At 40.9% G+C, this 12,607-nt stretch carries 13 protein-coding genes; 3 read left to right on the forward strand and 10 right to left on the reverse strand.

Features of this window, described 5'->3' with window-relative positions:
- Positions 1-2: 2 nt before the first annotated feature.
- The 3 genes from M3I01_RS09795 to M3I01_RS09805 are packed head-to-tail and all read right to left on the reverse strand — an operon-like array spanning position 3 to position 2,488.
- Positions 3-650, reverse strand: a complete 648-nt coding sequence (locus tag M3I01_RS09795; RefSeq protein WP_255895663.1) for a DUF4194 domain-containing protein — start codon at positions 648-650, stop codon at positions 3-5.
- The gene (locus M3I01_RS09800; protein ID WP_255895664.1) at positions 650-2,041 is read right to left on the reverse strand and encodes a Wadjet anti-phage system protein JetA family protein; all 1,392 of its coding nucleotides are present in this window, start codon (positions 2,039-2,041) and stop codon (positions 650-652) included. The genes M3I01_RS09795 and M3I01_RS09800 overlap by 1 nt, the downstream gene beginning before the upstream one ends.
- A gap of 39 nt (positions 2,042-2,080) precedes the next feature.
- Positions 2,081-2,488: a sirohydrochlorin chelatase gene (locus M3I01_RS09805; RefSeq protein WP_255895665.1), complete on the reverse strand. Its 408-nt coding sequence runs from the start codon at positions 2,486-2,488 to the stop codon at positions 2,081-2,083.
- A 167-nt stretch (positions 2,489-2,655) separates the two neighbouring features.
- Here M3I01_RS09805 and M3I01_RS09810 point away from each other — a divergent pair, with 167 nt between their 5' ends.
- Positions 2,656-3,534 carry a TIGR01777 family oxidoreductase gene (locus M3I01_RS09810; RefSeq protein WP_255895666.1) on the forward strand — a complete coding sequence of 293 codons (879 nt, stop codon included), beginning with the start codon at positions 2,656-2,658 and terminating at the stop codon, positions 3,532-3,534.
- Between the two features lie 11 nt (positions 3,535-3,545).
- On the opposite strand, the gene M3I01_RS09815 is transcribed toward M3I01_RS09810, so the two are convergent.
- From M3I01_RS09815 to M3I01_RS09840, 6 genes are all read right to left on the reverse strand, one after another.
- Positions 3,546-4,052 (reverse strand): DNA topoisomerase family protein, encoded by a 507-nt coding sequence (locus M3I01_RS09815; protein ID WP_275565056.1) that lies wholly within the window; start codon positions 4,050-4,052, stop codon positions 3,546-3,548.
- Positions 4,053-4,057: 5 nt separating this feature from the next.
- Positions 4,058-4,429 (reverse strand): hypothetical protein, encoded by a 372-nt coding sequence (locus M3I01_RS09820; protein WP_255895669.1) that lies wholly within the window; start codon positions 4,427-4,429, stop codon positions 4,058-4,060.
- On the reverse strand, positions 4,426-5,163 hold the full coding sequence (locus M3I01_RS09825) for an HAD family hydrolase (protein WP_255895670.1): 738 nt from the start codon (positions 5,161-5,163) through the stop codon (positions 4,426-4,428). The genes M3I01_RS09820 and M3I01_RS09825 overlap by 4 nt, the downstream gene beginning before the upstream one ends.
- A 1-nt stretch (position 5,164) precedes the next feature.
- The gene (hemH, locus tag M3I01_RS09830) at positions 5,165-6,157 is read right to left on the reverse strand and encodes a ferrochelatase (RefSeq protein WP_255895671.1); all 993 of its coding nucleotides are present in this window, start codon (positions 6,155-6,157) and stop codon (positions 5,165-5,167) included.
- A 176-nt stretch (positions 6,158-6,333) separates the two neighbouring features.
- Positions 6,334-7,134, reverse strand: a complete 801-nt coding sequence (locus M3I01_RS09835; RefSeq protein WP_255895673.1) for a sulfite exporter TauE/SafE family protein — start codon at positions 7,132-7,134, stop codon at positions 6,334-6,336.
- Positions 7,135-7,228: 94 nt separating this feature from the next.
- Positions 7,229-8,164: a chemotaxis protein CheV gene (locus M3I01_RS09840; RefSeq protein ID WP_255895674.1), complete on the reverse strand. Its 936-nt coding sequence runs from the start codon at positions 8,162-8,164 to the stop codon at positions 7,229-7,231.
- Between the two features lie 113 nt (positions 8,165-8,277).
- Here M3I01_RS09840 and M3I01_RS09845 point away from each other — a divergent pair, with 113 nt between their 5' ends.
- Both M3I01_RS09845 and M3I01_RS09850 read left to right on the forward strand, forming a co-directional pair.
- On the forward strand, positions 8,278-9,462 hold the full coding sequence (locus M3I01_RS09845) for an EAL and HDOD domain-containing protein (RefSeq protein ID WP_255895675.1): 1,185 nt from the start codon (positions 8,278-8,280) through the stop codon (positions 9,460-9,462).
- The gene (locus M3I01_RS09850; protein WP_255895676.1) at positions 9,459-10,235 is read left to right on the forward strand and encodes a TatD family hydrolase; all 777 of its coding nucleotides are present in this window, start codon (positions 9,459-9,461) and stop codon (positions 10,233-10,235) included. Before M3I01_RS09845 ends, M3I01_RS09850 begins: the two co-directional genes overlap by 4 nt.
- Before the next feature lie 10 nt (positions 10,236-10,245).
- On the opposite strand, the gene M3I01_RS09855 is transcribed toward M3I01_RS09850, so the two are convergent.
- Positions 10,246-12,588, reverse strand: coding sequence for a DNA polymerase II (locus M3I01_RS09855; protein WP_255895678.1), 2,343 nt, complete (start codon positions 12,586-12,588; stop codon positions 10,246-10,248).
- Positions 12,589-12,607 lie beyond the last annotated feature (19 nt).

Consider the following 12,607-nt stretch of genomic DNA (forward strand, 5'->3'; position numbering starts at 1 on the left):
CCCTAGTCTTGATTGGTTTCTTGCACTGTTTCTGTTTCAACATCTGTGTCAGCGACATCGTCTTCATCAGGATCTGCGCCATTGAATGATTCTAATTGTCTTAGGTAGGCTTCTGTGACAATCAACCTGACGACAGGAGTGATATTGATCATCTGATTTTTGCTGTCTTCTTCGTAAGACTTGCCACGAATAACAATGCCATGACGACTAAACAACGCCAAAATATCTTTAAAGCGTGTTTCGTTTGGAATTTCGCGCTTTACCAGTTGGACAAATCTATCGAGTATCGTGTGTGTATTAGTAGCCACAAAGCCGTTATCTACTTCGAAATTTTCAATTTTTTCTTCGTAAATCTGGCGAAGCACTAATAGAAATAATGTCTCATCTGTTTTTAAGCGAACAAAGGCTTCTTTTTGAATTGGCAAGACGCCGGCAAGCCGTTCGTTCTCATTGATATAGAGCTTCATGCCTAAGGCATCAAACAATCGATCAAAATATTCTTGGTAGGACTCTAATAGAAGGTAATGCTTTCGCTGACCATGCTTATAAGCGCTCGCGAACTGATTCGCAATAACAAAATTTGCGGTCTGTTGGAATTCTTGAGCGTCTTTACCAGACTCTTCAACAACTTTTTTTAATTCTCTAAGCATTACGCTTTGCTCCTACGTACCACATTAAATTCGCGACATTCAACGAACTCATGCACATCCAAATACTGATTGGTAAAGTGTATTTCAAATAAGTCTTCTAATTTTTTAGCACTAACGCCCAGTGAACCGATATAGCGTAAATGGTCAAAGCAAACAAAGTCTTCAACCGATTCAATAGTGAAGTCTAAGATATGTTTGCTGTTTCCAGAGGCCATTTGTTTGTCTAAATAACTTTGCATTTTCGGAATGGTGACTTGGCGAGCCTCATGGAAGCGACGCTGTTGGTCGCGTGCTTTTATCGCGTCAGCAGATACTTCGGCTGGCGTCATCACTCGAGGCGGTGGCGGTTCACGTCGTTTAGTCGGTTGGGCAGCAGAAGCCATGCCAACAAACCGGGCGCCTACAACCTGTTTTAATATGGGTAAGGTGTCGTACTTTGCAACATCTGAAATAATGCCAGCAATCTTATTGGCCATGCCTGGTCGAGAGCTGTCCATATAGCGTGCGGTATCCGCTGCGCGCTTCTCTAATCGGTATCGATATTCATCAATGCGCTCTAAACGTTGCTCAATATTGCTAAATGTCTGAATGATATCACGACAGTCTTTCTCAACCATTGCCTGGGCTTCGGCCATTGAAATAAGCTGCTGATCAACATAGCACTGAGAAACCTGCCCCATGGTGTCTGGATTGGTTAAAAAGTCTTGAGTCAATTCAAGTATTTGACGACGAAATCGAAAAGGGTTATTGCTGGTTTTGATCGTTTTGTAGTCAGCGATCAAAATGCCTTCTACAAATAAGTCAAAGAAACCCGCGACAATGGCTTTTGGATCACGTGTTGCGAAAAGCTCTCTTTGTAAGCTACGAATACCCAGTAATATTTGGTTCAAATGCGCTGAAAAGTCTCTTGATGCTTCTGCAGACTGACGAAGCGTTACCCCTCGTTCTTTAGGGTTTTTAGCGACGGCTTCTAGGTTACTAAGAATACTCAAAACGGTTGCGCCATAGTTACGCTTACCGTGTTGACTGATCTCGACTAAAGATCTCAGCAACATGGATATTTGAGGCGTCATTAATACGCTAACGCGATACAGTTCTTGTTCTTCGACCAACCATCCGGTGTTCACCAAACGATGATAAATTCTTAACGCATAATCGTGAATGGTCTTTGGTGAATCAAAAGACTCTTTTTGTTCGTCATGCCAGGCAAGCGTATCCAATTTATGAAGCGTGTCTTCAATCGATTCTATAATGGTCGATTTATCTTTGATTGGATCTTCTGCATGATCATAAAAAACGCCTGCTAGATCATGCAATACAGCTTCAATTAATGCTCTATTTGAGCCGCTTAATGCCTGAAATATTTCGTCAGGTAAGTGTTTAAACAGCATTCATTCGACTCCATGAATCCACTAAAAATAATGGCATATTTAAACCTTACCTAAATGATGGGCAATTACCGTCTGCATAGCCTGCTTTACTAACTCATCATCCCCAATTGGAGACAATAACTCTATGCGTAAATCATCTCGTTGCAGTTCCGCTATTTGTGCAGGTACATCCTGTCTTAAATGACGACCTACTGCCAGAAAAAGTGGCAACACAGCCACGCTTCGCACGTCTTTATCTAGTTGCGCAATAACATCTTCTAGTGAGGGTGAGGTTAATTCCATATACGCCAAGCTCGCATTATTCTCACCATAGGTTTGAGTAACGTGATGATAGAGAGATTCGAAGGGCTGTTTCCAAAGAGGATCAGGGCTTCCGTGTGCAAGAAGTATGATGTGATCGTATTCTTTGTGTAGCATTTTGATACCTAATGTTTCTCGATTCCCCATTTTAGCCATCCTATTTCAGAAAAAGAAGGTGCAGATTAAAAAACCTTTAAATCTTCTGATCAAACTTAAGGAAAAACAGATTATGACCTAAACTTAGGAAGTTATTGGTCCTATTTCTTTTTTTGTACGTAACATAGTGATTATTGCAATGCATGGAGCATTATAAAATGAAGATACTATTGACTGGGGCGACAGGATTTATTGGGCGATCCGTGCTTAAAAAACTATTAACCGCCAACCATCATATTTATGCCCTAGTAAGGCAGGTGGATAACCGATTAGCCGCCAGCATCAATCAACTCACTTTAGCGTCATTGAGCGTACTCAACGAGCAGTTCGATGTGATTATTAATTTAGCAGGTGAAAATATTGCTAGTCGCCCATGGACAAAAAAACGCAAACAAACTTTGTTCAATAGCCGAGTTGAATTAACTCATAATATTAAGAACGCATTAAAATACCCACCCAAACTACTGATTTCGATGTCTGCGGTGGGTTATTACGGTGTAGCACGTCAAGGTGTTTTTTATGAAAGCACGCCCCCTAAAGAGGGGTTTTCTCATGATCTTTGTGCCGCATGGGAGGCCTCTGCTACCGCATTTTCTCAAGATCAAACGCGGGTTGTAATATTTCGATTAGGGGTAGTGCTCGGCGATGGTGGAGCCTTGAGTAAAATGCGAACGCCATTCTTATTTGGTTTAGGCGGGGCTATTGCGGGAGGAAAACAGTGGTTTTCATGGGTTCATATTGATGATGTTGTTGAAGCAATATTTACTGCCATAGAGGATCAAACCTATACTGGAGCTTACAACCTAGTTGCCCCTCAATTAATAGAGCAAGGTCACTTCGCCAAGTCTTATGCAGCGTCACTCAACCGCTCGGCTACGTTACCTACGCCTAAGTGGTTGCTTAAACTGCTATTTGGTGAAATGGCGTGTTTGTTGACTGAAGGGGCCAAAATTGTTCCTCAAAAACTAGAAAAACAAGGCTTTGCGTTTTGTTATACCAATATAGACGAGGCGCTATTGCAGATAGAGCAAATATGACTTTAAGCAGGTTAACGCTTTTTCTTTAAAACTGGCAAGCCTTTTTCATCGTTTAGTGTGTTCGTGCATTTTGGATAAGTAATACAGCCCCAAAAATACCCATTCTTACTTTTTTTTCTCACTAAATAATGACCACAAGTACGGCACGGATATTTTTTTGTACTAGAGGGTACACCCTGATCATCCTCTACGGTTACCTTGCATTCAGGGTAATTCGAACACCCCCAAAACACATTGTCTTTAAAGGTTTTTTTTCTTAAAGGGGCCTGGCAGGCAGGACACAGATAGCGTTTTGCCCTAACCGGTTTTCCTGCTTCGTCATTAGCTGTGTAATGACAGGTAGGGTAAGATTCACACCCCCAGAACGCCCCATTTCCACCTTCTTTTAAAACCAGTAAGCTTTCGCATTTTGGACAACGATAACGAACTTTGGCTGATGTTATATGAGCATCGTCCTGCTCTAAGAACTCTTGTTCCCAGTTACTTGGTTTAGGTATTTTAGGGACTTCTTCCTGCACGAGCGTTACTCTTTATCTTTATAACAAAGTGCACTGTCTTCTTTGCAATCTTCTGTACTTACTAACTTTCTAATTTTTGAAGCCCCATTCCTAGCACCCTCAGCCGTAGCGGCTCCTACTTCTTTCATTTTATCCCAAACCACGGCACCTGTTTCTTTGGCATTTTTGGACGCTTTGTTTCCAAAATCAGAGGCTTTATCGCCGACTTCACTTGCCTTTTCCGAGGTGCTGTCTGCTATTTCAATGGTGGTTTTTTTTGTTTTATCCCATAACTGAAGTGCACCGTCTTTCGCTTTATCAAGGGTGCTTTCTTCGGCCTGTGCCAATGTCGATAATAGAATAAGTGAACCTATAAACACTGTTATGTATTTCATCATACTGCCTGTTTATTATGAAAAGGTGAAAAATCTAACCAGCCGAGAAGTTCAGAAATATCGTTGAGAGTAGTTAGTTGAGGATAATGTAATAATGTGTCGTCAGTGACTTTTTCATGATCCCAAGTGCTGTGATAAGGTACATGAAGCGCTTGAGCACCTAAATCCAGAACCGGTAATATATCGGATTTTAAGGAGTTACCTACCATTAGAAAATGCTCGGTGGAAATGTTGTGACGTTGCAATATTTGTTGATAAGCATCAGACGTTTTATCACTGACTATTTCAATGGCTTCAAAATAATCTGCAATCCCAGAACGCGCTAATTTACTCTCTTGATCCAGTAAGTCCCCTTTGGTAATCACAAACAACCGTGCTTTACCTTCTAGTTTAGACAGTACGTTTTCCACGTTAGGAAGTAATTCAACAGGCGATGCCAGCATGCATTTTGCGAGTTGTATGATTTCATGTATTTCGTTACCGGAAATACGCCCTTCAGTTAATTCAATGGCCGTTTCTATCATGGAAAGAGTAAAGCCTTTGATGCCATAACCAAAGTGCTCTAAATTTTGAATCTGTACATCACCTAAGTGAGAGCGTATGTAAGTTTCGTCATGATATGGCAGAAGTAGATTAATAAATTCATCTTGCGCATGAATAAAAATATCTTCATTACGCCAGAGTGTGTCGTCTGCATCAAAAGCAATCACTTTGAACTCTGTACATTTTAGCGTCATGTTACTTCCATTGTTTGGTATTTTGTTCTATCAAATTTATATACAGTGCAACTTGGTCTGGTGTGTCGTTTAACGCGGGTATGTAATCAAAAGCAACGCCACCGTTATTTTTAAACTCATCACCCAACTCCAATGTCACTTCTTCAAGTGTTTCTATGCAATCAATTGAAAAAGCAGGGCTAATGACGTTAATTTTTTTAACACCCATAGATGGCAAAGCTTTTAAGGTGGCATCAGCATAAGGTTTTAGCCACTCCTCACGTCCAAATCGAGACTGATAGACATGTGTCCATTCGTGATCGCCCAACTCTAGCTCTTCTGCAACGAGTCGGCTTGTCATTTCACAGCGACGAGCGTACGGATCGCCATTAGAGACATATCGCTTTGGGATGCCATGATAAGACAATACAAGGTGGCGGCGTTCTCCTTGTTTATCCCATTGAGCTCGAATGGAATTAGAGAGTGCTTTAATGTACATCGGATGATCTGCGTAATCGTGCAACAGCTGCAATGACGGCCAATGAGGGCAGTTTTTTAGCGATTTCATCAATCTATCGTAAGCGGCAGCCGTCGTGGTTGCTGAAAATTGTGGGTACATAGGGATCACAACAATATTTTTAACGCCCTGCTCTCTTAGTTTATTGGCAGCGGTTTCAACACTTGGACTTCCATAAGTCATTGCTAACTCAACAGGAATGTCTTGTCCTGTTTTTACGGACAATGTTTTCTTTATATTTTCTTTTAACCGCTGGCTTAATACTAATAATGGCGAGCCTTCATCCATCCAGACTTGTTGGTATATTTTAGCGACTTTGGGTGGGCGTAAAGTCAATATAATTAAGTTCAGAACAGGCTTCCAAACCAAAGGGTTCAGATCAACAACACGAGAGTCAGAGAGGAACTCTTTAAGGAATCGACGAACTTCAGGTGTCTTCGGGGCATCCGGTGTCCCCAAGTTCATCATCAATACACCGTAGTCACTCGTGTTTTTCATGTTATACCTTTTGGTTTGAATTGTTGATTCATTATAAACCATGAAATTGGGGGCAATAATGAAAATACCAAGCTTTTTAAAACTTTGAATTGTTTAGTTTCGTATCTTTATAAAGCGATTGAGCTCAATTCTCCGTGGTGAAGACTGAGTGTGCTTTTCGTCCTTAACTGGTTTTATTAAAGCCATAATCGTATTAAAGAGCAGGCCATAAAAATAACAAAGCTGATTGATAGAACGGTTTTGTCTAATGTATTGCCGCGATTACGACAAAGCCAATAAAAAAACAAATGACTAACTGCCAAAATCAGCATTAAAGGAATATGTATTGCACCTGAAAATCCAGAAAACGTAGCGTGGTCAAAGGATTGGGCTGGAAAAATAAAACCGACCATAGCAGCAATAGAGGCAAACACAATAAAACCATTTGTGCTTCCTTGACGCTGCCTCTGATCTACTGCTTTCAGAGTGCTTAAACTTTCCCCTAGTGTTTGACCGCAGTTCCCCGACACCAGTGATATCGTTCCAATAAATAAGCCAATGGGTATATGGCCTAATTTACTAATAGCGATAGAGGGTATTTTTTTGGTCCTAGATCGCAATATTATGTTTAGAATGGCGATCAATGCGATCAAGGTAAAACCTATTTTGAATAACAAGAAACTGACTAAAGACAGTAGTTGTGCACCTATTACCCCTCCCATAGCGATGCCCGGCGCGAAATTAATTAAGTGTTGGGAGTCTACTTCGCCATGCTTCATCGATTTTATCCAAGCATAAAGATGAGTCGGTATAAAAGCAGTAATACAAGTGGCAATGGCAGGTAGTATTAAATCTTGGAGTGACAAGCTAAAAACGGGAAGAAAAAAGTATAAGGTCGGAATAGCGATGAGAGTGGGCGCGATTTTGATAATTGACGAAATAGCCCCTGTTGCAGCGCCAATAAAGATGAACAATAGGATCAATTCAATCGTTGGCATAAGACAAAAAAACCTAGATTCTGTTATGGAAGTGAGGTATTAAAAAAGCAGGCATTAGTAGCCTGCTTTTTTAATAAACGACAGTGACAACTGCTTATTCTCGATAAACAACACTACGAATTCGATCTTGAATCAGAGCCGCTAATTTATCTGGCTGGAATTTCGAAAGAAAGTCATCACACCCAACTTTCTGGACCATCGCTTTGTTAAAACTACCACTGAGTGATGTATGAAGAACGATGTAAAGGTCTTTTAATGCCGGATCTTCACGCACTTCTCTCGTTAAACGATAGCCATCCATTTCAGGCATTTCGGCATCGGTTATCATCATGAGCAGTTTTTCAGGAACCACGTCCCCTTCAGCAGCCCATTTTTTGAGTTGCTCCAAGCCTCGCTTACCGTTATTAGCCTCATGGACCGTTATACCCAAGAAGTTTAACGTAGAGCGACATTGAGCAAGGGCGACAGAAGAGTCATCTACCACCAACACTTCTAATCCCTTGGCGAGAGACAATAAGTCTTTATCAATAACGTCATCGCTAATGGTTCCGTCATAAGGTGATATTTCCGCTAAAACTTTTTCTACGTCAATAATTTCAACAATACGATCATTGACACGCGTTATAGCGGTTAAATAATGTTGGCGACCTGTTCCGTCTGGCGGTGGTAGAATTTCATTCCAATTCATATTAATAATTCGGTCTACTTCACCAACCATAAATCCTTGAACGGTATTATTGTATTCCGTCACAATCAAGTTAGAAGGTTGAGTACGATCAATTGGCTTCATACCAATTGATTCAGACAGGTCAATTACGGGAATAGTTCTGCCTCGAAAATGTGTTACGCCCGCAACAGAGGGATGTCTATGTGGCATTTGGTTCAACTTTGGCAGCTGCACCACCTCTTGAACCTTGAACACATTTATTGCAAACATTTGCATTCCACTAAGACGGAACATTAGTAGTTCCAAACGGTTTTCACCTACTAACTTGGTTCTCTGGTCTACAGCGTCTAACATGCTTGCCATATTTTACTCCAAACATTTTTTAATTAAGGCTTTAATCCATTTTAGCCATGATATTGTATTAGGCTAAGCGTTACAGTATTTTTTTGTGTCTACTCTTCTTGCAAGGATCTTTAATGAAGAATAATGAAGTACTTTTTTGCCGTGAAGCAGTGGTTAATCGGTTCTCTGAAACGATAGCTTACAACATACTGCACCCAAGTAACGCTATAAAAGGTCAAGATGCGACTTTTTTAAGCTCTTTGTTTGTGGATATCAATCTTACCGAAATTACACAGCAAAAGACCATTTTTTTTCAGAGTAGTTTAGAAGCGCTTTATAACCTGCCGTTACAGACTCATTTACACATGGTGACCTTCTTGAATGCTACTGAATTATCTGAGGTGCATTTGGACGAGTTATCCGAATTCAGACTTCAAGGTTATCAATTAGGTATTATAAACCCTAGCCCCAATACTATTCCTGACGTTCTGCTTGATATTTTTTCTTATGCCCTTTTCACTTTAGACAATTTAACCATTAATGACGTGATTATTCGAGTTAAGGATCCACTGATAGCGTCAAAAAAGCTATGGGTTAATAACATTGAAAATATAGAACAATTTACTCAACTTAAAGAAAAAGTTCCTAATGGTCAGTTTAGCGGTAGCTTTATAAGTAAAGTAACACCAATAAAAGGCAAGCGCATCTTAGCTTATAAAGCTATTTTGATTGATTTATTAGTTGCGCTCAATGATCGTGAATCTTCTCCTCGTGTATTGGCAGGGTACATTGAAAGAGATCCAACGCTTACTTATCGAATTATAAAATTGACTCATAAGGCTATATATCATAGCCAATTCAATGTTTCTAATGCCCAGAGAGCGATAGAAATTATAGGCGTCAGAGACTTGATTAAATGGGTTGGTCTGGTGATGTTGAGCAGTGTTCTGGGTAAACCAGATTGCTTATTTTCCATGGCGGTTTCTCGAGCATGCTTCTGTCAGAGTCTTTCTGCCGTATTGTTTCCAAATTTAGAGGGCGCATTTTTGGTTGGCCTTTTTTCGTATCTACCTAGTTTCTTTGATGAAGAGCTTCCTATCCTACTAAAAGATCTACCTCTTGATGAAAATATCAAAAGCGCCTTGTTAGAATATAAAGGCAACTTAGGTGGTATTTTAAAAATAGTTGAAGCCTATGAGTCTGGTAGATGGGAAAAAATTCCTTTTGATCAACTTGCTAGCAAAGATATATCGAAGCGGCTGCTTAAAGATTTGTATGTTAAAAGTTTAAAAGATGCTCGTGAGATGGGAACGTTATGATAGACATTGGGGTAAATATAAATCATCGCTTTCTTCTTGATGATGTAGATAAGACGCTAGCCGATATGCAAGAAGCGGGAGTGAACGGCATGATTTGCATCGCGTCTGATTTAGAAGAAAGTAGACAAATTCAAAGGTTGAGCCAAAACTACTCTACGATATGGAACACTCTTGGCTGCCATCCACATCAGGCTAAAACCTGGGGAGTCGATAGTAAGTCTAAAGTTACAGAACTTATTCAAATCAAAAAGCCAGTGGCGATTGGTGAAACTGGTCTTGATTTTAATCGTAATTATTCAACGCCTGATGAGCAACGCTACGCTTTCCATGAACAAATAGAATTGGCTTCTGAACATCAACTTCCCCTGTATTTACACGAAAGAGATGCGCATGAAGAAATGGTCAAAATACTTATGAAGCACCCAGCATTAGCTCAAAAATCCGTAATCCATTGCTTTACTGGAAGTAGAGTCGAGCTAGAAAGGTATCTAGAGTTAGGGTTGTATATTGGTATTACTGGTTGGGTGTGCGATGAGCGACGTGGCACAGACTTACAGGAGTCTATCCCGCATATTCCAATGAATCGATTGCTCTTAGAAACCGATGCACCTTATCTTTTACCAAGAAATATTCGACCTCGACCGAAAAAAAATCATCCGAAATATCTGCCTTGGGTAGCACAAGAGGTCGCGAAGCTAAAAGGTGTTTCTCTTGAGGAGCTGATTCAGGCGACAATGAATAATACACAGGCAGTCTTCGGCATTCGATCATAAAAAATACGTATCAGAGCAACGAAATCTGTTGTGAGAGCAGGCTTGCCATGTTGGTTTTAAAAAACGGCAAGATGCTATCGGCTATGGGCTCAATTTGTTTTTCTATATAATGTTCGTAATCTAAATCGATCAAGTTTTCCTCACTTTCATAAGGCACCACACCGGATCGCTGATAAACATAATAAACACGCTTTCGTCCTTTATTGTATTCCATAGGAAGCCCCTGCTCCGCTCGTTTTTGATCTATCATGGCCGCGGCTCTAACATGAGGCGGTTTATTTTTGGTATAAGAAGCTAAGGGGCGGCTCAGTTGTTTACTGTAAATGAGTTGATCGTCGTACTCCCCCAGTCTGAGCTTTGAAATGGTCTCTTGAATAAAGTTAATCGGATTTTCATCACTGAATATTTTTTCAAACAAAGTACGCTGAAACTGTCTTGCTAGCGGTGTCCAATCGGTTCGAGCTGCTTCTAGCCCTTTAAATATCAATTCACCGTTGGACTTTCCCGCATAACGCTTCTTACTTCCCTCTTCTTGGCCTCGTATGGTCGGCATGAAAAAGCGCTCATAGATTCGTTCAAATTCCAGCTCTAAATGAGAATCTAATTGAGCATAGTCCTGACACCATTTCGATAAACAAAGGTTAATTTGCTGACACAATTCCTTACCCTGTTCCTGCGGATTTCCTTGTGTGTCATTGAGTGTCACGAAGAGTGAATCCGTGTCGCCGTATATTACCTTGGCGTTCCGTTCCTCCATCCATGCTTGTGTCCTAGCCAGTAACTCATGGCCACGCATGGTGATGGAGCTAGCGAGCTCTGCATGATAAAAGCGGCAAACGTTTGACCCTAAAACACCATAAAATGAGTTCATGATAATTTTGATGGCGTAACTCAAAATATCATTATGCTCTTGTTTGGCTTTTTCCCTCGCCTGAGCAAGCTCGGTAATTAAGCCTGGCAGTATGGCGTTTTGTCTGTCGAAATGGGCGCCTAAGAAACCCGTAACCAAATTAGAGGGCGATTGATCAGAGTTTAGTTTTCTATGAGTTGCGGTGACTCTTGCTAAAGGGTCAATATAGAAAGTTCGGATAATGCTTGGGTAAAGACTTTTAAAATCGAATACTAAAACATTCTTATGTAAGCCAGGTATGGATGACATTACAAAACCGCCCGGACTGGCAACAAAGTCTTCTTCTGTCCAAGCCGGAGCAACCCAACCAGCGGCATGTAATCTGGGTAAATAGAGGTTTTCAAAGGCCGCTACTGACCCCCCCGTTTGCTCAAAAGGAATGCCTGTTAAATCGACACGGGTCTGTTGTAATTCGATTAGCTTTAGCTTTTCAAAAATCCGCATAACAAGGTCGCAATCTTGAAGGTTATAAGCCACAAAGGCGTCTAAATCTTCTTTGTGTAACCTTTCTATTTCTTGCCAACGCTCAGCGCCATGTAACAATTTTCCATCATCTAAGATTTCTTTACTGACGTTGTTTAGACTATAGGATTCAAATTGATAACCACCCACTTTTAACAAGGTAATGCCGTCCAGCGCCACTCGCCCGGGAATACTGGCAAAATACTTTCCTTGATTATCGGAAGAGCGGATATTCCAATTTTCACCATGGACACCAAAAGAAGGGCGAATGCCTAGGGTTTGACAGCGCTGATCAATAAACTGCAAATCAAAGCCGATCAAATTCCAACCAATGAAAATGTCGGGAGAATGTTTTCTAACGTAGCGTATAAACGCAAGCAATAAACTTTTTTCGTCAGTAAAGCATTGCACCAAAGGCGACGTATATTCTTGATCTGTCACGACAAACGCAATTCGCTGATCGGCCGCTGTAATGCCAATAGACAGCAATGTATTGGTAGATACGGAGGTTTCTATGTCGAGCGACCAAACGTTCCAATGAGGCTGCCAATCTCCAGCAATGACTCGTGCTTGGCTAAATATTTGATTGGCTGAATCCGGGACGCCGATGAATCTAACGGCGCCTCGAATATTTCGTTCCATTAAATATCGATTGTGGGCTTTTATGTCTTCTTCGAAAACAGAATAGCCATTCTGCTTGACCCTATTAGTCATTTGCTGGTGGAGCGTGGGACTACTGCTTTGCACTAACGCAACAAGGTTATTATCGAAGGATCGGAACTGGGACTGAGAACATTGTACGCCATTCAGGTTACTTGGCAGGCTATCGAGCGGAGCATCAGTAAAAAAAACACTAAGCTGCCTATCCGGAAGCACCTTTACGGTTCCTTCCGGTGTTTTAATAAATAGGCTCATTTCAATCTTGCCGCCTACTTCACGAGTATGGCGGCTGACAATATAGCCCTGTCTTTCTACAAACATTAAACAGCCTAGATAATGA

The organism is Marinomonas maritima (assembly GCF_024435075.2).
Classification (GTDB): Bacteria; Pseudomonadota; Gammaproteobacteria; order Pseudomonadales; family Marinomonadaceae; genus Marinomonas; species Marinomonas maritima.

Excerpts from the sequence above, each read along its gene's own strand:
- M3I01_RS09820 (WP_255895669.1), bottom strand. The coding sequence starts at position 4,429 with ATGATGAAATACATAACAGTGTTTATAGGTTCACTTATTCTATTATCG.
- M3I01_RS09810 (WP_255895666.1), top strand. The coding sequence starts at position 2,656 with ATGAAGATACTATTGACTGGGGCGACAGGATTTATTGGGCGATCCGTG.
- hemH (WP_255895671.1), bottom strand. The coding sequence starts at position 6,157 with ATGAAAAACACGAGTGACTACGGTGTATTGATGATGAACTTGGGGACA.
- M3I01_RS09850 (WP_255895676.1), top strand. The coding sequence starts at position 9,459 with ATGATAGACATTGGGGTAAATATAAATCATCGCTTTCTTCTTGATGAT.
- M3I01_RS09855 (WP_255895678.1), bottom strand. The coding sequence starts at position 12,588 with ATGTTTGTAGAAAGACAGGGCTATATTGTCAGCCGCCATACTCGTGAA.
- M3I01_RS09840 (WP_255895674.1), bottom strand. The coding sequence starts at position 8,164 with ATGGCAAGCATGTTAGACGCTGTAGACCAGAGAACCAAGTTAGTAGGT.
- M3I01_RS09805 (WP_255895665.1), bottom strand. The coding sequence starts at position 2,488 with ATGGGGAATCGAGAAACATTAGGTATCAAAATGCTACACAAAGAATAC.
- M3I01_RS09835 (WP_255895673.1), bottom strand. The coding sequence starts at position 7,134 with ATGCCAACGATTGAATTGATCCTATTGTTCATCTTTATTGGCGCTGCA.
- M3I01_RS09795 (WP_255895663.1), bottom strand. The coding sequence starts at position 650 with ATGCTTAGAGAATTAAAAAAAGTTGTTGAAGAGTCTGGTAAAGACGCT.
- M3I01_RS09845 (WP_255895675.1), top strand. The coding sequence starts at position 8,278 with ATGAAGAATAATGAAGTACTTTTTTGCCGTGAAGCAGTGGTTAATCGG.
- M3I01_RS09825 (WP_255895670.1), bottom strand. The coding sequence starts at position 5,163 with ATGACGCTAAAATGTACAGAGTTCAAAGTGATTGCTTTTGATGCAGAC.
- M3I01_RS09800 (WP_255895664.1), bottom strand. The coding sequence starts at position 2,041 with ATGCTGTTTAAACACTTACCTGACGAAATATTTCAGGCATTAAGCGGC.